Raw genomic sequence first — 19,154 nt, forward strand, 5'->3', positions numbered from 1 at the left:
CCCCGGCTCCGGCCGCGATGTGTCGGAGTCGTCCATCTACCCGGCGAGCTCGGCGACCCGCGACCGCAGGGCGGCCAGACCCGCCTCGATGCCCGACGGATCGGAGCCGGCGCCCTGCGCCATCTCCGGCTTGCCGCCACCACGGCCCGAGATCGCGGGACCGAAGGCGGACACCAGGTCCCCGGCCTTGATGCCGAGATCCTGGGCGGCCTTGGTGACCGCGGCCACGAACGGCACCTTGCCGTCGGCATTGCCGAGCAGCACCACGATGGCGGGCTCGGAACCGAAGCGGCCCTTGATGTCCTGGACCAGGGTGCGCAGATCGCCCGCGCCCACCCCGGCCGGGGCGGCGGCCGCGACCAGCAGCACCTTGCCGACCCGCTGCGCCTGCTCCACGAAGGTGCCGGCACTGGACAGCACCGCGGCCATCTTGGTGCGCTCGAGCTCCTTCTCGGCGACCTTGAGCCGCTCGACCAGCTGCTCGACGCGGCCGGGCACCTCATCCGAGGGCACCTTCAGCGAGGAGGCCAGACCGGCCAGCAGCGCGCGCTCCTTGGCCAGGTACTTGTACGAGTCCAGGCCGACGAAGGCCTCGACGCGGCGGACACCGGAACCGACCGACGACTCACCGAGCACGGTGATCGGGCCGATCTGCGAGGAGTGCGCCACGTGGGTGCCACCGCACAGCTCCATGGAGAACGGTCCGCCGATCTCCACCACGCGCACCTCGTCGCCGTAGTTCTCGCCGAACAGCGCCATGGCGCCCATCTTCTTGGCGGAGGTCAGGTCGGTGACGAAGGTGTTGACCGGGAAGTCGTCGCCGACCGCGCTGTTGGAGACCGCCTCGATGTCGGCCTTCTGCTGCTCGGTCAGCGCGCCCTGCCAGTTGAAGTCGAAGCGCAGGTAGCCGGGCTTGTTGAGCGAGCCGGCCTGAACGGCGTTGGGGCCCAGCACCTGTCGCAGCGCGGCGTGCACCATGTGGGTGCCGGAGTGGCCCTGGGTGGCGCCGTGCCGCCAGGTCGGGTCGACCTGCGCCAGCACGGTGTCGCCCTCGGTGAGCTGACCGGCCTCGATGGTGGACTTGTGCACCCACACCTTCTTGGCGATCTTCTGCACGTCGTTGACGGTCACCTTGAGCCCGTGCGAGGAGCTCAGCGAGCCGCGGTCGGCGATCTGGCCGCCGGACTCGGCGTAGAGCGGGCTGCGGTCCAGGATCACCTCGACGTCCTGACCGGCCTCGGCGACCGGCACCCGGACGCCGTCCTTGATCAGGGCGAGCACGGTGGCCTCGGTGGCCAGCTCGTCGAAGCCGGTGAACTCGGTCGCGCCGCGGTCCACGAACTCCTTGTAGACGGTCAGGTCGGCGTGCGCGTGCTTGCGCGAGAGCGCGTCCTCCTTGGCCCGCTTGCGCTGCTCGGCCATGAGCGAGCGGAAGCCCTCCTCGTCGACCTGCAGGCCGGCCTCGGCGGCCATCTCCAGGGTCAGGTCGATCGGGAAGCCGTAGGTGTCGTGCAGGGTGAAGGCGTCGGTGCCGCTGATCTTCTTGCTGCCGTGCGACTTCACCTCGTCGACGGTCTCGTCGAAGAGCTTGGTGCCGGTGCTCAGGGTCTTGAGGAACGCGGCCTCCTCACCGACGGCGACATTCTCGATGCGCTTGAAGTCGGTGAGCAGCTCCGGGTAGGACGGCGACATGAGGTCGGCGACGACCTTGATGAACTCGCCCATCACCGGCTTGTCGGCGCCCAGCAGGCGGGCCGAGCGCACGATGCGGCGCAGCAGGCGGCGCAGCACGTAGCCGCGGCCGTCGTTACCGGGGTTGACACCGTCGCCGATCAGCATGGCGGCGGTGCGGGCGTGGTCGGCGATGACGCGGAAGCGGACGTCGTCGGCGTGCTCGACACCGTAGGAGCGGCCGGTCAGCTCCTCGGCCTTGTCGATGATCGGACGCAGCAGGTCGGTCTCGTAGACGTTGTCGACGCCCTGCAGCAGGAACGCGACACGCTCGACGCCCATGCCGGTGTCGATGTTCTTCTTGGGCAGCGGGCCCAGGATCTCGAAGTCGTCCTTGCCACGACCCTCGCCACGCTCGTTCTGCATGAACACGAGGTTCCAGATCTCGAGGTAGCGGTCCTCGTCGGCCTCGGGGCCGCCCTCGACGCCGTACTCGGGGCCGCGGTCGAAGTAGATCTCCGAGCACGGGCCGCACGGGCCGGGGATGCCCATGGACCAGTAGTTGTCGGCCATGCCGCGGCGCTGGATGCGCTCGTCCGGGACGCCCAGCTCACGCCAGATCTGCTCGGCCTCGTCGTCGTCGAGATAGACGGTGACCCACAGCTTTTCGGGGTCGAAACCGTAACCGCCGTCCTCGACCGGGCCGGTCAGCAGCGACCAGGCCAGTTCCATGGCGCCGCGCTTGAAGTAGGCGCCGAAGGAGAAGTTGCCCGCCATCTGGAAGAAGGTGTTGTGGCGGGTGGTGACGCCGACGTTCTCGATGTCGCCGGTGCGCACGCACTTCTGCACGCTGGTCGCGGTGTCGAAGGGCGGGGTCTGCTGACCGAGGAAGTACGGCACGAACTGGACCATGCCCGCGTTCACGAACAGCAGGTTGGGGTCGGCCAGGATCAGCGAGGCACTCGGTACCTCGGTGTGTCCGGCCTTTACGAAATGCTCCAGGAAGCGCCGTCGAATCTCGTGGGTCTGCACAGGTATCCAGCCTACCGGTCCGAGTCCAGGGAGTTTCCACCCACCACCGGGCGATAGCTACCATCGCCTGGGTGACTGTGATCCCTGACCCATCCCAGCGCTTCCCGCTCCCCCACGCGCACCGGACCGTCTTCTTGAAACCGCACGTCACCTCGCCGAACATCGAGGTCGGCGACTACAGCTACTTCGACGATCCGGTAGCGGCGACGGCCTTCGAGACCGACAACGTGCTGTACGCGTTCGGGCCCGAGAAGTTGATCATCGGCAAATACTGCGCCATCGCGAGCAACACCCGGTTCATCATGGCCGGGGCCAACCACCCCACCGCGGGCGTGTCCACCTTCCCGTTCACGATCTTCGGCGGCACCTGGGCCGAGGAGACCATGGACATCATCACCTCGATCCCGTCCCGCGGCGACACCGTGGTCGGCAACGACGTGTGGTTCGGCTACAACAGCCTGATCATGCCGGGCGTCCGGATCGGCGACGGCGCGATCATCGCCACCGGCGCGGTCGTCACCGCCGACGTGCCGCCGTACACGATCGTCGGCGGCAATCCGGCGCAGGTGGTGAAGCAGCGCTTCAGCGACGCGGAGGTGGCCATGCTGCTGCGGGCGGCCTGGTGGAACTGGCCCGTCGACCTGATCACCGAGTACGTGCGGGACATCATGGGCGGCGGCCCCGCCGAGATCGAGCGGATCGCCCGCCACCACGATCTGCTCATGGACTGAGGCGACCCGCTCATGGACTGACCTGCGGCGCAGACGTATTCGGGAGGCGTCGCACGACCGCTTTTGGCATCCACTGCAATTCGGCGCGCGACGCATACTCGCCCGGGGCGCTATCTGCCCCGGACGATGCGGCGGAGTTTGGTCACGCGCGGGCCGACTTCGCGTTCGTAGCCGTGGTCGGTCGGGTGGTAGTAGTCGGTGCCGACCAGTTCGTCCGGCGGATACTGCTGGCCGAGAACACCATCCGGGTGATCGTGCGGGTACTTGTACCCCTGGGCGTTGCCGAGCGCGGCCGCGCCCGCATAGTGACCGTCGCGCAGGTGCGGGGGCACCGCGCCCGCCTTGCCCGCGCGCACGTCGGCCATGGCCGCGCCGATGCCCTTGACTACCGACCCCGATTTCGGGGCGGTGGCGATGTGAATCGTGGCCTGGGTCAAGGCCAATTGCGCCTCGGGCATACCGACCAGCTGGACCACCTGGGCGGCGGCGACCGCGGTCTGCAACGCGGTGGGGTCGGCCATGCCGACCTCCTCGCTGGCCTGGATCATCAAGCGGCGGGCGATGAATCGCGGATCCTCACCGGCGCTGATCATGCGGGCCAGGTAGTGCAGCGCGGCGTCCACGTCCGAACCGCGCAGCGATTTGATGAAGGCGCTGATCACGTCGTAGTGCTGGTCGCCGGAGCGGTCGTAGCGGACCGCGGCCTTGTCGACGCTGGCCTCCACCAGTTCCACGCCCACAGTGCCGTCCAGGGAGGATTCGGCCGAGGCCTCCAGTGCGGTCAGCGAGCGCCGCGCGTCGCCGCCCGCGATCCGCACGATGTGGTCGAGGGCCTCGTCGGTGACGGTGTACTCCCCCGCCAGCCCGCGCGGATCGGCGATGGCGCGGGCCAGCACCTGACGGATCTCGGCCTCGGTCAACGACTGCAGTTGCAGCACCAGCGACCGCGACAGCAGCGGCGACACCACGGAGAACGACGGATTCTCGGTGGTCGCCGCGACCAGCAGCACGATCCGGTTCTCCACCGCCGCCAGCAACGCGTCCTGCTGGGTCTTGGAGAAGCGGTGCACCTCGTCGATGAACAGCACGGTCTGTTCGCCGACGGTGAGCCGCCGCCGCGCCAGATCGATGACCGCGCGCACTTCCTTCACGCCCGCCGACAACGCCGACAACGCCTCGAACCGGCGGCCGGTGGCCTGCGAGAGCAGCGAGGCGAGGGTGGTCTTACCGGTTCCGGGCGGACCGTACAGCAGCACCGACGCCGCACCCGATCCCTCGATCAGCCGGCGCAGCGGCGAGCCGGGACCGAGCAGATGCTGCTGGCCCACCACCTCGTCGAGGGTGCGCGGACGCATGCGCACGGCCAGCGGCGCGAACCGATCGTCGGCAGCGGGTAAGCGCACCGCGCTCGCCGCGAAGTCGTCGGCGACGGCCTGCGTGCCCGGTGCGTCGAAGAGCCCATCACTCACGCCCCGAACCCTACCGATCGGCTCCGACACCCTCGCTGACGGCGACCCCGAGCGATCGATGGTGATGGAGGAGGGCTACTCCTCCCAGCGCTCCTCGAGGGTGGCCGAGACGTGCTCGGCGAAGTCGCCGAGGGTGTCGTCGCCGGTGCAGCGGGCGTCCTCTGCGAGGGCGGCCCAGCGGTTGATCAGCGCGGCCGACCGCGGAATCGACAGGCCGTGCTCGCGGGCGGCGGCGATGCGGGCGTGGTCGGCGGGCAGGAACCAGTAGGTGGACAGCCACACCCAGATGAGCCGGGCCTCGAGAATGCGTTCGGCGAGCACGGCGTCGTCGGCCAGCGCGGGCCAGACCGCCACCACTTCCGACCGCCACGCCTCCACCATCTGGTGGGCGCGTTCGCGGGAGAGCTCGAAATCGCACAGGCAGCCCGGGAACGAGACCAGCGCGTAGGCGATGTCGAGGGTGGCGTCGCGGAAGCCGCCCCACTCGTAGTCGAGGAAGCGGGCGCCCTCGTCATTGAGAATGACATTGTCCGGGCACAGGTCCGAGGGGCTGAAGGCGCGGTAGCGGCCGGCCGAGAACAGGCGGTTGCCGCGCACGATGCGTTCGGCGATCTCGCCGGGCACCTCGATGCCGAGTTCGCGCTGCAGCATGATCGGCACCTCGGCGACCGCGGACTCGGCCTGCTGGGCGATGCCGTCCACCCGGTGCACCACGTCGACGCGGCGGAGCAGGGCGACGAAGTCGGCTTCCCGGCCGACGGTCGCGGCGTGCATGCGGCCCAGCGCCTGGGCGAACGCCATGAGCGCGTTGCGCTTGTTGGGCTCGACACCGGACTGCAGGACCGCGGTGAGCGAGAGGTTCTCGCCGAGATCGCTGAGAATGAGCAGGCGGCCGGGCAGGCTGTAGCCCAATAAGTAGGCGCCTGGGCGATGGTCGCGACCGAGGGCGGTGGTGAATTGGTACGAGACCGCTTCGCGTAGGAATGCGGAATCGATGCTGGCGACCCCCGGCGCCATGCCGCCGGTACGTCGCTCCGTCGCCGGACCCGCTACCTGCTTCACAATGAGTGTGCGAGGGAGCGAGAAGGCGTTCTCCGCAACGCGGACACGTAGGACCGTCGTCCTACCACTGCCGCTGAGCTCCATGGGGTCACTCAGCTTTACCGCAGCACCCATTCGCTTTGTGAGCAACTGTTGTGCCGCGGACACGACTTCGGCGGCGCGTTCGGCCAATAGTGCGGTCATCGGAACCCAAGGTACTCCCGCCAGGTCACTTTCAGCGAGCGGTTGCACAACCTTTCGCGCGTCGGACGGCGTGTCTTTGTGAAGGGTTTGCCCACGCGGCGCTGGTTGCTTGACACAACCAGCGGGGTCTAGTTGTCTCTTGGATCAACTGCTGTGCGCCACACCGTAAACCGGGAAATGTGAAAGGCTTGCGACCATGACTGGCACGCCGCCCTCAGCACCGTACGACCCCTCCGGCGACCGTCCCGCCGCCCGGGGCGGCGAACAGTACCCACCGCAATCCGGACATCACCAAAACCCCGAGCCCGCACCGGTTTCCGGTGCCGCCGACCCCGGCCCCGGGCCCGCCCGCCACCAGCTGCCCGGCCTCGCCGGGTACCCGCAATTCGACGGACCGGGCGCGGCGCACTACGGCAGCGAGCCCGTGGAGCCCCCGCCGGCCCTGACCCCGCAGCCGGGCGCGCCCCAAGGGCCTCCCGGCGTCGGCGACGGCGCGCCGCAGCAGTTGCCGCCGGGCGCGATGGCGCCGGGCAATCCGCCTCCCCCGGGTGGCTTCCCGCCGGGCTCGACACCGCCGCCCGCCGCGGGCCCCGACACCGAGCCCGTGCCGCAGCAGTCCTACGGTCCGCCGCGCGAGCGCCTCGATGTGGGCGGCGCCCTCACCTACGGGTGGGATCGGTTCCGGCTCAATGCCGTTCCGTGGGTGGGCATGGTGCTGATCGGCCTGATCTCCTGGCTGCTGGTCACCCTGCTGGTGAGAATCATTGACGTCCAGTCGCTGTCGGCGGTGGTGCTGCTGTTCGCGGTGGCGTCGCTGGTGGTGTGGCTGTTGCAGGCGGCCATGATCCGCGGCGCGCTCTACGAGACCGACGGCACCCCACCCGATTTCCCGGCCTTCTTCGGATTCGTGAACGCCGGCAATGTGCTCATCACCGCCCTCATCGTGTTCGCGGCGTGCTTCCTGGCCTCGATCCTGTGCCTGTTCCCGGCGGTGATCGTCGGGGTGCTGTGCATGTTCGCGCTGCATTTCGTGATCGATCAGGACCAGAATCCGATCGCCGCGATCCAGTCCAGTGCGCGGCTGGTGATCGCGAACGCCCTGCAGGTGTCGCTGCTGGCGCTGGCGGTGCTGCTGATGACGGTGGTCGGCACCCTGTTCTGCGGGCTGGGCCTGCTGATCGCCGGGCCGGTGACCGCGATCGCCACCACCTACGCCTACCGGACCCTCACCGGGCGGCTGGTCGTGTACTGACCGCCGCCCGACCGAGTCGAAAAGCGACGACGCCGCGCTGCCCGAGCAGCGCGGCGTCGTCGTATATCGGTGTCGAGGCTACTTGCCCTCGTCCTTGACCGGGTTGCCGTTCGCGTCCAGCTTGGCGTTGAGGCCCGCTTCCTGACGTTGCTGCGGCGTGATCGGGGTCGGCGCGTCGGTCAGCGGGTCGACGCCGCCGCCCGACTTCGGGAACGCGATGACCTCGCGGATCGAGTCCACCCCGGCCAGCAGCGCGGTGATGCGGTCCCAGCCGAAGGCGATGCCGCCCATGGGCGGGGCGCCGTAGGAGAAGGCGTCGAGCAGGAAGCCGAACTTCTCCTGCGCCTCGGCCTCGCCGATGCCCATCACCTGGAACACCCGCTCCTGCACGTCGCGGCGGTGGATACGGATCGAGCCGCCGCCGATCTCGTTGCCGTTGCAGACGATGTCGTAGGCGTACGCCAGCGCCGACGCCGGATCGGTGTCGAAGGTGTTCAGGTGCTCGGGCTTGGGCGAGGTGAAGGCGTGGTGCACGGCGGTCCAGGCCGAATAGCCCAGGGCCACATCGCCGCTCGCAGTGGCGTCGGCGGTCGGCTCGAACATCGGGGCGTCCACGATCCAGACGAAGGCCCAGGCGTTCTCGTCGATGAGACCGCACTTGCGGGCGATCTCGCCGCGGGCCGCGCCCAGCAGCGCCCGGCTCGACTTCTGCTCGCCGGCGGCGAAGAAGACGCAGTCGCCCGGCTCGGCGCCGACCTGCTTGGCCAGGCCCTCACGCTCGGCGTCGGTCAAGTTCTTGGCGACCGGGCCACCGAGGGTGCCGTCCTCGTTGAAGGTGATGTAGGCCAGGCCCTTGGCACCGCGCTGCTTGGCCCACTCCTGCCAGGCGTCGAACTGGCGACGCGGCTGCGAGGCGCCACCGGGCATGACGACCGCACCGACATAAGGAGCCTGGAACACGCGGAAGGACGTGTCCTTGAAGTAGTCCATCATCTCGGTGATCTCGACCTCGAAGCGCAGGTCGGGCTTGTCCGAGCCGTAGCGGCGCATGGCCTCGGCGTAGGTCATGTGCGGGATCGGGGTCGGGATGTCGTAGCCGACCAGCTTCCACAGCGCGGCGAGGATGTCCTCGGCCAGCAGGATGACGTCCTCCTGCTCGACGAAGCTCATCTCGATGTCGAGCTGGGTGAACTCCGGCTGGCGGTCGGCGCGGAAGTCCTCGTCGCGGTAGCAGCGCGCGATCTGGAAGTAGCGCTCGATGCCGCCGACCATGAGCAGCTGCTTGAACAGCTGCGGCGACTGCGGCAGGGCGTAGAACTTGCCGGGCGCCAGGCGGGCCGGAACCAGGAAGTCGCGCGCGCCCTCCGGGGTGGAGCGGGTCATGGTCGGGGTCTCGACCTCGATGAAGGCGTGCTTGGCCAGCACCTCGCGGGCGGCGGTGTTCACCTTGGAGCGCAGGCGGATCGCGTGCGCCGGGCCCTCGCGGCGCAGGTCCAGGTAGCGGTACTTGAGGCGGGCTTCCTCACCCGGCTCGTCGTCGAGCTGGAACGGCAGCGGCGCGGCCTCGTTGAGCACCTCGAGCGCGGTCACGTTGACCTCGATGGCGCCCGTCGGCAGGTTCGGGTTCTCGCTGCCTTCGGGACGGTTCTCGACCACGCCGGTGATCTTCACGACGAACTCGTTGCGCAGCTTGTGGGCGGCCTCCGCGGGCTCGCCTTCACGGAAGACGGCCTGGGCCACACCCGAAGCATCACGCAGATCGATGAAGATCACGCCACCGTGGTCTCGCCGCCGGGCCACCCAGCCGGTGAGGGTGACGGTCTGACCGGCGTGCTCGCTTCGCAGCGAACCAGCCAAGTGGGTGCGCAGCACGGGATTCCTTTCGACGGGACTCGAAGCACCGGTGCGGGTGACCAGGTGCAGACCCATCGTAGAGAGACACGTGCAGCGAGTGGAAACCGATATCCGCTCGCCCGTGTCAGAGTGATACGCATGACCTTCAACGAGGGCCTGCAAATCGACCCGAACCGGGTGAGTGGCGGCGGTGGACCCGGTCTGGGCGGCGGCTTGGCTCTCGGTGGTGGCGCGCTGGGCATCATCGCGCTGATCGCGTCCCTGCTGCTCGGCGGCGATCCGGGCAGCATCCTGGGCCAATTCACGGGTGCGGATTCGAACTCCAAGTCCGGCACCGCGACCGCCCCCGAGCATTGCAAGACCGGAGCGGACGCCAACAAGTACGTGGACTGCCGGGTCATCGCCACCGTCCAGAGCCTGGACAATGTGTGGGGCACCGAGCTGCCCAAGCAGACCGGCCGCAAATACGTGGCGCCGAAGGTGACGCTGTTCTCCGGCGCGGTGAACACCGCCTGCGGGCGCGCGTCCTCGGCGGTGGGCCCGTTCTACTGCCCCGCCGATAAGACCGCCTACTTCGACACCAGCTTCTTCCAGGAACTGGTCGACCGTTTCGGCTCCAGCGGCGGACCCCTGGCCCAGGAGTACGTGGTCGCCCACGAGTTCGGCCACCACATCCAGAACCAGCTCGGCGACATCAACAAGGCCCAGCGCGACCCCAAGGGCCCGACCTCCGGCGCGGTCCGCACCGAGCTGCAGGCCGACTGCTACGCCGGCGTCTGGGCCGCCTACGCCGACAAGCTGCCCGCCCCCGGCGGCGGCCAGCCCTTCCTGAAGCCGCTGACCGACAACGACATTCGCGACGCGCTCTCCGCCGCCTCCGCCGTCGGCGACGACCGCATCCAGAAGGCCGCCACCGGCCGCGTCAACCCCGAAGCCTGGACCCACGGTTCCTCGGTGGAACGCCAGAAGTGGTTCCTGACCGGCTACAAGACCGGCCAGGTCAAGGCCTGCGACACCTACTCCGCCCAGGACCTCGGCAACCCGCCCGCCCTGCGCTGATCCCGACCCGACCCGAGGGCCCCGTCCGAATCGGACGGGGCCCTCGCCATGTCCCGCCCCGGACGCTCGATGCCGGTGGGCCACTCGATGGACCGACCCGGCGCGACCGCCGGGTACCTCGCCACGGGCCAATTCGGGCGAATCCCGCGAGCCGTGTCTCCTTCCGGTGCGGCGTCGGCGTGGCGCTGCGCGCCCGGATGGGTGCGGGGCAACAATCTGCGGGCGGCGGGCGCACGCTCACCAGGGACTTGGAGGGATGCGATGGGAACAGCAGGGGTGGCGGGACAACCCGGCGTGGCGGGAATCGCGGTGCGGCGGCGCGGATGGCGGGCCGCGCTGACCGCGGCGGCGTGTGCGGTGTTGCTCACGGGCGCGGGCGGATTCGCGGGGGTGCGACCGGCGGCGGCCGCTCCCCCGGCACTGTTCACGCTCACCGCCCTGCCCGCGGGCTGGCAGACCCGGACCGATCTGCGGCCCTCCCTCGAGGTGCAAGCGGACGGGCACGCGGTGAAGCGGTCCGATCCCACCGCGCAGCCGGTCAACGGGAAGGTGCCCGCCGATGTCCTGACCGCGGCGGCAACCGAGATGAAAGCGCTGGTCACCGCCGATATGGGGACCCCGGACGCCACCGACAAGGGCACCTCGATCATCGACTACATGCCCGAGCACCGCGATCAGGATCTGCATCTGATCGTGTACGCGCCCGAGATCACCGACGGCCTCAGCGACGAGCAGAAGGCGTCCCGCAAGCGCTTCGACGATCTGTTCCAGCGCCTGCTGAACGCCTTCGCTCCGGCCTGACAGCTCAACCGACCGTCCAGGTTTCGTTGCCGGTGAGCAACTCCTGCAAGGAGTTCGGGCTCACCGGTTTGCGTTCGACGGCGGTGCCGAGCTGGGCGCGGACGCCGTCGTCGTAGGTGGGGCGGGTGACGCTGCGGAAGACGCCGGTCACCACGTGGGTGAGGTCCTGGTCGGACAGCCGCGACAGGGCGTAGGCGTATTCGGGCTGGTCGGTGTAGGCGTCATGCACCACGATGTCGGAGTCGGCGACGCCGTCGGCACGCGCCACCTTCAGGCCGAAACCGTCACGGACCACGGCGAATTCATTGTCCGCGCCGAAGCGGATGGGCTGCCCGTGCCGCAGCCGGACCAGATGCGATTCGGCGTTCTCGCGCCGCAGCGCGTCGAAGGAGCCGTCGTTGAAGATCGGGCAGTCCTGCAGGATCTCCACGAACGCGGTGCCGCGGTGTTCGGCGGCGGCCCGCAGCACCTCGGTGAGCCCGGCCCGGTCGGAGTCCAGGGCCCGGGCCGCGAAGGTGGCCTCCGCGCCCAGCGCCACCGAGAGGGTGTTGAACGGGTGGTCGATCGAGCCCATCGGGGTGGACTTGGTGACCTTGCCGGTCTCCGAGGTCGGCGAGTACTGGCCCTTGGTGAGGCCGTAGATCCGGTTGTTGAACAACAGGATCGTCATGTTCACATTGCGGCGCAGGGCGTGGATGAGATGGTTGCCGCCGATGGAGAGCGCGTCACCATCGCCGGTCACCACCCAGACCGACAGGTCGGGCCGGGTGACCGCCATCCCCGTGGCGATGGCCGGGGCGCGGCCGTGGATGGAGTGGATCCCGTACGCCTCCAGGTAGTACGGGAACCGGCTCGAGCAGCCGATGCCGGAGACGAACATGAGGTTCTCGCGCTCGAGGCCCAGCTCGGCCAGGAACCCGCGCACGGTGGCGAGGATGACGTAGTCGCCGCAGCCCGGGCACCAGCGCACCTCCTGATCGGAGGTGTAGTCCTTGGCCTTCTGCGGGCCCGCCGCCCGCGGCACCCCGGACAGTCCGGTCAGGCCCAGATCGGCGCCCACGAGCGGGTTTTCGAGAATGGTCATCACTTGCCCCCTGGATTGCGGTAGGTCGCGCGCGCCCGTGCGGCGAAAGCCTTGTCCTGCTCCATCTCCGCGATGGAGCCGTCCAGGGCCGCGTCGATGACGCCGACCAGTTCCTGTGCTTGGAAGGCGGTGCCGGCCACCTTGGTCCACGGCTGCACGTCGACCAGGTAGCGGGCACGCAGCAGCATGGCCAGCTGGCCGCCGTTCATCTCCGGGCAGACCACGGTGCGGTAGCGGCGCAGCACCTCACCGAGATTGGGCGGGAACGGATTCAGATGCCGCAGGTGCGCCTGCGCCACCGGCACCCCGCGCCGCCGTGCCCGCCGGCAGGCCTCGCCGATCGGACCGTAGGAGCTGCCCCACCCGATGAGCAGCAGTTCGGCGTGGCCGCCGGGATCGTCCACCGCCAGCTCGGGCACGGCGATGCCGTCGATCTTGGCCTGCCGCAATCGCACCATGAGTTCGTGATTGGCCGGTTCATAGGAGATATTGCCGCTCCCATCGGCCTTCTCGAGGCCGCCGATCCGGTGCGCGCGGCCCGCGGTGCCGGGCACCGCCAGCGGCCGGGCCAGGGTCTCCGGGTCGCGCGCGTAGGGCTGGAACGGATCGTCCTGCGCGCCCGCGGGTTCGAACGCCGGGTCGATCGGGGCGAGCTGATCGACCCGCGGAATCGCCCACGGCTCGGAACCATTGGCGATGGAACCGTCCGACAGCAGCAGCACCGGCGTGCGATAGGTGAGGGCGATGCGGGCGGCCTCCACGGCGGCGTCGAAGCAGTCCGCGGGCGAGCGCGGCGCGACCACCGGCACCGGGGATTCGCCATTGCGCCCGTAGAGCGCCTGCAGCAGATCGGCCTGTTCGGTCTTGGTGGGCAGACCGGTGGACGGGCCGCCGCGCTGCACGTCGATGATCATCAGCGGCAGTTCGGTCATGACGGCCAGGCCGATGGTCTCGCTCTTGAGCGCCAGGCCGGGACCGGACGTACTGGTCACCCCGAGCGCCCCGCCCAGTGAGGCCCCCAGGGCCGCGCCGATGCCGGCGATCTCGTCCTCGGCCTGAAAGGTGGTGACGCCGAAGTTCTTGTGCTTGCTCAGTTCGTGCAGGATGTCCGAGGCCGGGGTGATCGGGTAGGTGCCCAGGAAGACCGGCAGCCCGGACAGCTGCCCGGCGGTGACGATGCCGTAGGCGAGCGCGTTGTTGCCGGTGATCTGCCGGTAGGTGCCCGCCGGGAGCGTCGCGGGGGCCACCTCGTAGGTGGTGGCGAACGCCTCGGTGGTTTCGCCGTAATTCCACCCTGCCCGAAATGCGAGGATATTTGCTTCGGCGATATCGGGCGTGGCGGCGAATTTCTCCCGCATGAACTGTTCGGTGCCGCCGATGGGCCGCCCGTACATCCAGGACAGCAAGCCGAGCGCGAACATATTCTTCGCGCGCTGCCCATCCTTTTTACCCACACCGGTCGGTTCGGTTGCGCCGAGCGTCAAGGACGTCATCGGCACCCGGTGCACCACGAAATCGGTCAAGGTGTCATCGGTGAGCGGATCCCCGGCGTACCCGACCTTCGCCAGTGCGCGTTTGGTGAATTCGTCCGTATTGACGATCACCGTCGCCCCGCGCGCCAAATCCTCCAGATTCGCCTTCAGCGCAGCGGGATTCATCGCGACCAGCACATCGGGCTGGTCACCGGCGGTCAGGATGTCGTAGTCCGCGATCTGGATCTGAAACGACGACACACCGGGCAGCGTGCCCTGGGGTGCGCGGATCTCGGCGGGGAAATTCGGTTGGGTGGCAAGATCATTGCCGAATGCGGCGGCCTCGTGGGTGAAACGGTCACCGGTGAGCTGCATGCCGTCACCGGAGTCGCCCGCGAAGCGGATGACGACCCGTTCCAGTTTCTCCACCGCCAATTTCCCTGGGCCGTCACCGTTTCCGGACGCCCCGGAGTCGCCATGCTGCACGGTGTCCTTTGCCTGAGCCATGCGCGTGCATCACTTCCTCGTCAGATGTGAGGTACCAACGCCAAACTACTCCGCAATATTCGCGACACACCCGTGAAGCGCAATGGTTTCGATCAAAGAACCGCCGTCAGGCGAACAACGCCAACTGCGGGTCGGGCGTGTGCGATTCGACGGCGCGAACCTCGGGCTCGGCCGGTCGATCACGGTTCAAACGGTGTTTCTCCAGCAGCGGCTCGATGCGGCCGCGTAGCCACGCAGAATACTCCGGTGTCACCGAAGTTCCCCGACCATACAGTTGCCGGTAACGGCGCAACAGCGCCGGGTGGGCCTCGGCCAGCCAGGCCAGGAACCAGCCGCGGGTGGAACCGCGCAGATGCATGGGGAACGCCGTGACGCGGGCGGCCCCGGCCTCGGCGATGGCGGCGAAGAGCGCGTCCAGATGCGCCTGGGAGTCGGTGAGGTACGGAATGACCGGAGCAACCATGACATTAACGGCGAATCCGGCATCCGAGAGCGCACGCACCAGTTCCAGCCGCGCCCGCGGCGACGGCGTGCCGGGCTCGAGCCCGCGATGCAGTTCCTCGTCCAGGATGGCGATGGACACCGCGAGGTCCACCGGCACCTGACCGGCGGCCTCGACCAGCAGCGGCAGATCCCGCCGCAGCAGCGTGCCCTTGGTGAGGATGGAGAAACCGGTGCCGGATTCGGCGAGCGCGGTGATGATGCCCGGCATCAGCCGGTAGCGGCCCTCGGCGCGCTGATACGGATCGGTATTGGTGCCCAGCGCGACCTGCTCGCGCCGCCAGGACCGTTTGTGCAGCTCGCGCCGCAGAATCGGGACGACATTGGTCTTGACCACGATCTGGGAGTCGAAGTCGGCGCCCGCGTCCAGGTCCAGGTACTCGTGCGTGCCGCGGGCGAAGCAGTAGCGGCACGCGTGCGAGCACCCGCGCATGGGGTTGATGGTCCAGCTGAACGGGAGGGTGCCGCTGTCGGGCACCCGGTTCAGCGCACTCTTGCAGAGCACCTCGTGGAACGTGATGCCCTCGAACTCGGGTGTCTGTACGCTGCGTACGAAACCCGCACGTTCGAGGCCGGGGAGCGCGCCGTCATCGGCGCCGAGGGTTTGCCTTTGCCAACGCACCACCCCAGTCGAACATGCGTTCTAACGAGTGTCAAGCAATCTTCTGCGTGTCGGCCTCGATCGGCTGCCCGTTGTAGAAGGCGACCAGGTCCCGGATGGTCTGCTCGGCGGGCCGCGGACGGTAGCCGAGTTCCTCGGTGGCCTTGGTGTGCTCGACGATCGGGGCGGCCAGCAGCGCGCCCATGGCCGCCTTGGAGATGCGGTCGCTGCCGAAGGCCTTGGCCACCGGCTCCATGACCGGCATGCAGGCGTTGATCACCTTGGCCGGGATCGCGAAGGCGGGCTTCATCTTCCCGTTGACCTCGGCGGCGGTGCGGGTGGCCTGGAACATGTCGGTGAAGTGACCGCCGAGCAGGTAGTTCTCGCCGGTGCGGCCACGCTCGCCGGCCAGGACCAGGCCGGTGGCGACGTCACGCACGTCGACCAGGTCGAAGCCGCCGCTGATCATGACCGGCACGCGGCCGCGCGCGGCGTCCCACAGCGTCGTGTTGATGCGCGAGGCGGTGTTGTCGATCGGGCCGTACACACCGGTCGGGTTGCAGATGACCGCGTCCAGGCCCTTGTCGATGACCGAGCGCAGCTCGATCTCGCCCTGCCACTTGGACCGGTCGTACACCGGCAGATCCGGGTCGATCGACCGCGGCGAACGCTCGTTGATGACGCCGCCGCAGGAGTACTGGTTGAACGCGTGGATGGAGCTGGTGTGCACCATGCGGCGCACGCCGACCTCGAGCGCGGCCTCGGCGACGACACGCACACCCTCGGTGTTGACCCGCCAGGCGACATCGTTCTTGTGGGCCAGGGTGATCAGCGCGACCAGGTGGTAGACCACCTCGGCGCCGTCGAGCGCGGACCGCATCGAGACCGGATCCAGCACGTCACCGTTCACCCAGGTCACCCCGGGCTGGGTGGCACCGGCGACCCGGTCGATGGCGGTGACCTCGTGACCGCGATCAGTAAGCAGGCGAAGCAAATTGGTGCCAAGGAACCCGGCAGCGCCGGTGACTGCGACCTTCATGGTCAGAAGAATATAGAACTTGTTCTAATTTGCAAGAACGGTCACATTACGGCCCGCTTGCGGACGGGATCACAGCCGCGCGCGGACGCCGAACCGGAGCGGCTAGGGCCGACACGCCGGAGCGGCGACGACGACGTGCCGGAGCGGCCGCGGACGCCACGCCGGGCTGGACGCTCGAGGGGTTATATTCGGCTCCCGCATGTCCACGACGCTAGGGGGGTCCTGACATGGCCGATCTTTCGGTCGACACGGGTGCGGTCCGCGCCCTCGCCGCCACCCAGGACGGCATCGCCGCCGACATCGCCGCTGAGGGCGGTCTGGACACCGTCACCCACGTCGCCGCCATGACCCCGGCCTTCGGACTCATCGGCGCGGATTTCCTGGCCAGTTACGCCGTCGCCGAACTCCTACACGACCGCGACATCAACGCCCTCTCCGGCCGCTTCGCCGAGCTCGGCCGGGCGGCCTTCGGCTCGGCAGCCACCTACACCGGGACCGACGCCGACTTCGCGCGCGGGCTCGGCGCGGCCGCCGGGCAGCTCGGCGACCAGGCATGAGGCCGCTCGACTCCGGCGTCATCGGAGCTGTCCCGGCCGGTCCGGACCCCGGCATGACGGAAGCACAGCGCGTGGACGCCGTCTCACCCGGCCCGATTCCGGAGCTCGCGGTGGGCGTGCTGTCGCTGCCCGCCGATCCGGTCGGCGATCCGATGAAGGGTTTGGCGCTACCCGCGATTCCGGGACTGGACGCGCTGTTCGCACCGTTTCTGCAACTGCTGCAAGCGTTCGGCACCGGGGTGCTGGGCCAGCTGAATCCGGCCACGGTGCTGAGCACCGGGTCCAAGGTCATCGAGTCCGCTGCGCAAATCGGCGGCGGTGCGCTGACGACGGTCGAATCCCTGTGGCAGGGCGAGGCTTCCCAGAGCGCACAGGAGTCGGGCAGGCAGGCCCGGGATCACGGGCAGGAGACCGCCCGGCGTGGTTTCGAGCTGTCGGCGATCACCGATCAGGCCGCGGCCGTGGTGCGGCACGGCAATATCCAGCTCACCGCTATCGCACAGGCCTTCGCCGCGGAGGCCACCGCGCTGGCCCCGCTGATCCTGACCCCGCTCGGCCAGACGGCGCTGATCGCCTCGGCCACCCGGCATCTCGGGGAGGCGGTGACGGTCGTGAACACCACCCGCGGTGAGCTGTCGGTCTACACCGCGCAGGTACAGGGACTGATCGGGCAGCTGGTCGGCCAGGGCGGCGGCCCGACTCCGGCGGAGGTCGCCCAGGCGCTGACGCAGAATGTGGGCGGGCCGATTCTGGAGCAGGCCACCGAGTTACTCGAAAGTGGTGTGCGGGCAGCGACTTTCACGCCCGGCGATCCGACCGAATCGGACCTCTCCGGCGGGCTACCGGACACCTCCCCGGCCGGTATCAGCGGTGGGGGCGGAGGTCTCGGAAGTGGTGGCCCCGGCGGCCTCAGCGGCGGCCTGTTGTCGGCTCCCGGCGGACCGGGTTCGTCGATTCCGGGCGGCACGATCACCAATTCCGCCGATCCGTTCGGCGCGGGATCGGCCGGCGTCCCCGGTCTGGGCGGACCAGCCGGTTCGGGCTTCCTGGGCTCCCCCGCCGCGGCGGGTGCGGGCAAGGGCGGTGCGGGCGAAGTACCGCACGGCCGGACGGTGCAGCCGCACCGAAGTCCCGCGGCCGAATGCGAACTCACCGGCAATCTGGGCGCCTTCGCCCCGGGAGTCATCGGTGATGCCGGGGATCCGGCCGACGCCCCCGAGCTTGATCAGCTCTGAGGCAACCCGATCACTCCGGAAAAGGGTGATGCCGCGGTGATCTGGACGGGTACCCAGACCACCGCGGCATCGGTGGAGACCGAAAGCGGATGTACACCCCGCGGGCTCGGCCACCGTTTCAGGGCGCGCTCGCGCACGCCGCGGTGGGTTACACCGCGGTCGGGCGCGCCTGCGCGTCGACTCCGCCGTCGATGACGAACTGGGAACCGTGGATGAATCCGGCCTGCGGACCCATGAGGTACACGATGAGCGAGGCGATCTCCTCGGCGCGGCCGTTGCGGCCGATCGGGGAGACGAAGTTGCGGATGGCGTCGCCGTAGCGCGGGTCGTCGAGCCCGGCCTGCAGCAGCGGGGTGTCGACGCTGCCGGGGGCGACGGTGTTGAGGCGGACGCCGGCGGCGCCCCACTCGACGGCGCGCTCGCGTACGGCGACGGTGACGGCGTTCTTGGAGGCGGCGTAGGCGTAGCTGCCCGCGTAGTCCCCGGCCTGGGCGAAGGCCTCGGCCTCGGCGCCCGTGGCGATCGGGTTGTCCTCCCACTTGATGTGGGTGGAGGCGACCGACGAAACCACCACGGCCGCAGGGTTTTCGCCCTTGGTGAGGGCGGGCAGCAGGGCGTCGAGCAGGGCGACGGTGGCCCGGTAGTTGATCTCCACCACCAGGTTGGGGTCGGGCACCTGGGGGCCGACGCCGGCGCAGAGGATCAGGCCGTCGAGGCTGCCGCCGGAGCGCTCGAGCACCGCTTCGACCGCGGCGTCGCGGGCGTCGGCGTCGGTGAGGTCCACGGTGATGTCCGCGTTGCGCAGGTCGATGCCGATGATCTCGTGCCCGGCGGCACGCAGGGCGGCGGCGGTGGCCGCGCCGATGCCGGAACCGGAGCCGGTGATGGCGATGGTCATGGGGCGATTAGAACAAGAGGCAGAACAATCCAGCAAGCCCCGGCCGCGGATCATCTCGGCTAGCGGGACGACGGCGGCGGGGCGTCCGGCGGGTGGGTTGACTGTCGGGATCGTCCCGGAACTGATGCCTTTTGGCGAGGGTGGCG

At 69.3% G+C, this 19,154-nt stretch carries 15 protein-coding genes; 6 read left to right on the forward strand and 9 right to left on the reverse strand.

The features are described 5' to 3' along the window. Positions 1-36 precede the first annotated feature (36 nt). Entirely contained in the window at positions 37-2,703 is a 2,667-nt protein-coding gene (gene alaS, locus ACWEOI_RS17960; RefSeq protein ID WP_433672746.1) for an alanine--tRNA ligase, read from the reverse strand. Positions 2,704-2,774: 71 nt separating this feature from the next. On the opposite strand from alaS, the gene ACWEOI_RS17965 reads away from it, so the two are divergent. Then, positions 2,775-3,434 carry a DapH/DapD/GlmU-related protein gene (locus ACWEOI_RS17965; RefSeq protein ID WP_433672745.1) on the forward strand — a complete coding sequence of 220 codons (660 nt, stop codon included), beginning with the start codon at positions 2,775-2,777 and terminating at the stop codon, positions 3,432-3,434. A gap of 110 nt (positions 3,435-3,544) precedes the next feature. Here the strand turns inward: ACWEOI_RS17965 and ACWEOI_RS17970 are convergent, their stop codons facing one another. Then, on the reverse strand, positions 3,545-4,903 hold the full coding sequence (locus ACWEOI_RS17970) for a replication-associated recombination protein A (RefSeq protein WP_452360302.1): 1,359 nt from the start codon (positions 4,901-4,903) through the stop codon (positions 3,545-3,547). A 75-nt stretch (positions 4,904-4,978) separates the two neighbouring features. Further along, positions 4,979-6,148 carry a phosphotransferase family protein gene (locus tag ACWEOI_RS17975; RefSeq protein ID WP_433672744.1) on the reverse strand — a complete coding sequence of 390 codons (1,170 nt, stop codon included), beginning with the start codon at positions 6,146-6,148 and terminating at the stop codon, positions 4,979-4,981. Positions 6,149-6,344: 196 nt separating this feature from the next. Here ACWEOI_RS17975 and ACWEOI_RS17980 point away from each other — a divergent pair, with 196 nt between their 5' ends. After that, on the forward strand, positions 6,345-7,400 hold the full coding sequence (locus ACWEOI_RS17980; protein WP_452360303.1) for a hypothetical protein: 1,056 nt from the start codon (positions 6,345-6,347) through the stop codon (positions 7,398-7,400). Positions 7,401-7,478: 78 nt separating this feature from the next. Here the strand turns inward: ACWEOI_RS17980 and aspS are convergent, their stop codons facing one another. Continuing rightward, entirely contained in the window at positions 7,479-9,272 is a 1,794-nt protein-coding gene (aspS, locus tag ACWEOI_RS17985) for an aspartate--tRNA ligase (protein WP_452360304.1), read from the reverse strand. A 120-nt stretch (positions 9,273-9,392) separates the two neighbouring features. Between aspS and ypfJ the strand changes: the two genes are divergently transcribed. Both ypfJ and ACWEOI_RS17995 read left to right on the forward strand, forming a co-directional pair. Beyond that, positions 9,393-10,313 (forward strand): KPN_02809 family neutral zinc metallopeptidase, encoded by a 921-nt coding sequence (gene ypfJ / locus ACWEOI_RS17990; protein ID WP_433672742.1) that lies wholly within the window; start codon positions 9,393-9,395, stop codon positions 10,311-10,313. A 261-nt stretch (positions 10,314-10,574) separates the two neighbouring features. Continuing rightward, positions 10,575-11,114 (forward strand): hypothetical protein, encoded by a 540-nt coding sequence (locus ACWEOI_RS17995; RefSeq protein ID WP_452360305.1) that lies wholly within the window; start codon positions 10,575-10,577, stop codon positions 11,112-11,114. Between the two features lie 4 nt (positions 11,115-11,118). Here ACWEOI_RS17995 and ACWEOI_RS18000 read toward each other — a convergent pair whose 3' ends face one another. From ACWEOI_RS18000 to ACWEOI_RS18015, 4 genes are all read right to left on the reverse strand, one after another. Further along, positions 11,119-12,198, reverse strand: coding sequence for a 2-oxoacid:ferredoxin oxidoreductase subunit beta (locus tag ACWEOI_RS18000; protein ID WP_452360306.1), 1,080 nt, complete (start codon positions 12,196-12,198; stop codon positions 11,119-11,121). Then, the gene (locus ACWEOI_RS18005) at positions 12,198-14,177 is read right to left on the reverse strand and encodes a 2-oxoacid:acceptor oxidoreductase subunit alpha (RefSeq protein ID WP_452360307.1); all 1,980 of its coding nucleotides are present in this window, start codon (positions 14,175-14,177) and stop codon (positions 12,198-12,200) included. The genes ACWEOI_RS18000 and ACWEOI_RS18005 overlap by 1 nt, the downstream gene beginning before the upstream one ends. A 106-nt stretch (positions 14,178-14,283) precedes the next feature. Further along, positions 14,284-15,300: an Rv2578c family radical SAM protein gene (locus ACWEOI_RS18010; protein ID WP_433672738.1), complete on the reverse strand. Its 1,017-nt coding sequence runs from the start codon at positions 15,298-15,300 to the stop codon at positions 14,284-14,286. 31 nt (positions 15,301-15,331) lie between these two features. After that, positions 15,332-16,318, reverse strand: coding sequence for an NAD-dependent epimerase/dehydratase family protein (locus ACWEOI_RS18015; RefSeq protein ID WP_452360308.1), 987 nt, complete (start codon positions 16,316-16,318; stop codon positions 15,332-15,334). A 227-nt stretch (positions 16,319-16,545) separates the two neighbouring features. Here ACWEOI_RS18015 and ACWEOI_RS18020 point away from each other — a divergent pair, with 227 nt between their 5' ends. Together ACWEOI_RS18020 and ACWEOI_RS18025 are read left to right on the forward strand one after the other, a co-directional pair. Further along, on the forward strand, positions 16,546-16,875 hold the full coding sequence (locus ACWEOI_RS18020) for a type VII secretion target (protein WP_452360309.1): 330 nt from the start codon (positions 16,546-16,548) through the stop codon (positions 16,873-16,875). Between the two features lie 53 nt (positions 16,876-16,928). Further along, positions 16,929-18,110 carry a hypothetical protein gene (locus ACWEOI_RS18025; protein WP_452360310.1) on the forward strand — a complete coding sequence of 394 codons (1,182 nt, stop codon included), beginning with the start codon at positions 16,929-16,931 and terminating at the stop codon, positions 18,108-18,110. A 148-nt stretch (positions 18,111-18,258) separates the two neighbouring features. On the opposite strand, the gene ACWEOI_RS18030 is transcribed toward ACWEOI_RS18025, so the two are convergent. Next, positions 18,259-19,008, reverse strand: a complete 750-nt coding sequence (locus ACWEOI_RS18030) for an SDR family oxidoreductase (RefSeq protein ID WP_433672734.1) — start codon at positions 19,006-19,008, stop codon at positions 18,259-18,261. Between the last annotated feature and the right edge of the window lie 146 nt (positions 19,009-19,154).

It is taken from the genome of Nocardia sp. NPDC004340, assembly GCF_053602575.1.

Coding starts and splice junctions, on each gene's coding strand:
- ACWEOI_RS18020 (WP_452360309.1), top strand. CDS start 16,546: ATGGCCGATCTTTCGGTCGACACGGGTGCGGTCCGCGCCCTCGCCGCC.
- ACWEOI_RS17980 (WP_452360303.1), top strand. CDS start 6,345: ATGACTGGCACGCCGCCCTCAGCACCGTACGACCCCTCCGGCGACCGT.
- ACWEOI_RS17975 (WP_433672744.1), bottom strand. CDS start 6,148: ATGACCGCACTATTGGCCGAACGCGCCGCCGAAGTCGTGTCCGCGGCA.
- ypfJ (WP_433672742.1), top strand. CDS start 9,393: ATGACCTTCAACGAGGGCCTGCAAATCGACCCGAACCGGGTGAGTGGC.
- ACWEOI_RS18025 (WP_452360310.1), top strand. CDS start 16,929: ATGACGGAAGCACAGCGCGTGGACGCCGTCTCACCCGGCCCGATTCCG.
- ACWEOI_RS18015 (WP_452360308.1), bottom strand. CDS start 16,318: ATGAAGGTCGCAGTCACCGGCGCTGCCGGGTTCCTTGGCACCAATTTG.
- ACWEOI_RS17995 (WP_452360305.1), top strand. CDS start 10,575: ATGGGAACAGCAGGGGTGGCGGGACAACCCGGCGTGGCGGGAATCGCG.
- ACWEOI_RS18000 (WP_452360306.1), bottom strand. CDS start 12,198: ATGACCATTCTCGAAAACCCGCTCGTGGGCGCCGATCTGGGCCTGACC.
- ACWEOI_RS18005 (WP_452360307.1), bottom strand. CDS start 14,177: ATGGCTCAGGCAAAGGACACCGTGCAGCATGGCGACTCCGGGGCGTCC.
- ACWEOI_RS18030 (WP_433672734.1), bottom strand. CDS start 19,008: ATGACCATCGCCATCACCGGCTCCGGTTCCGGCATCGGCGCGGCCACC.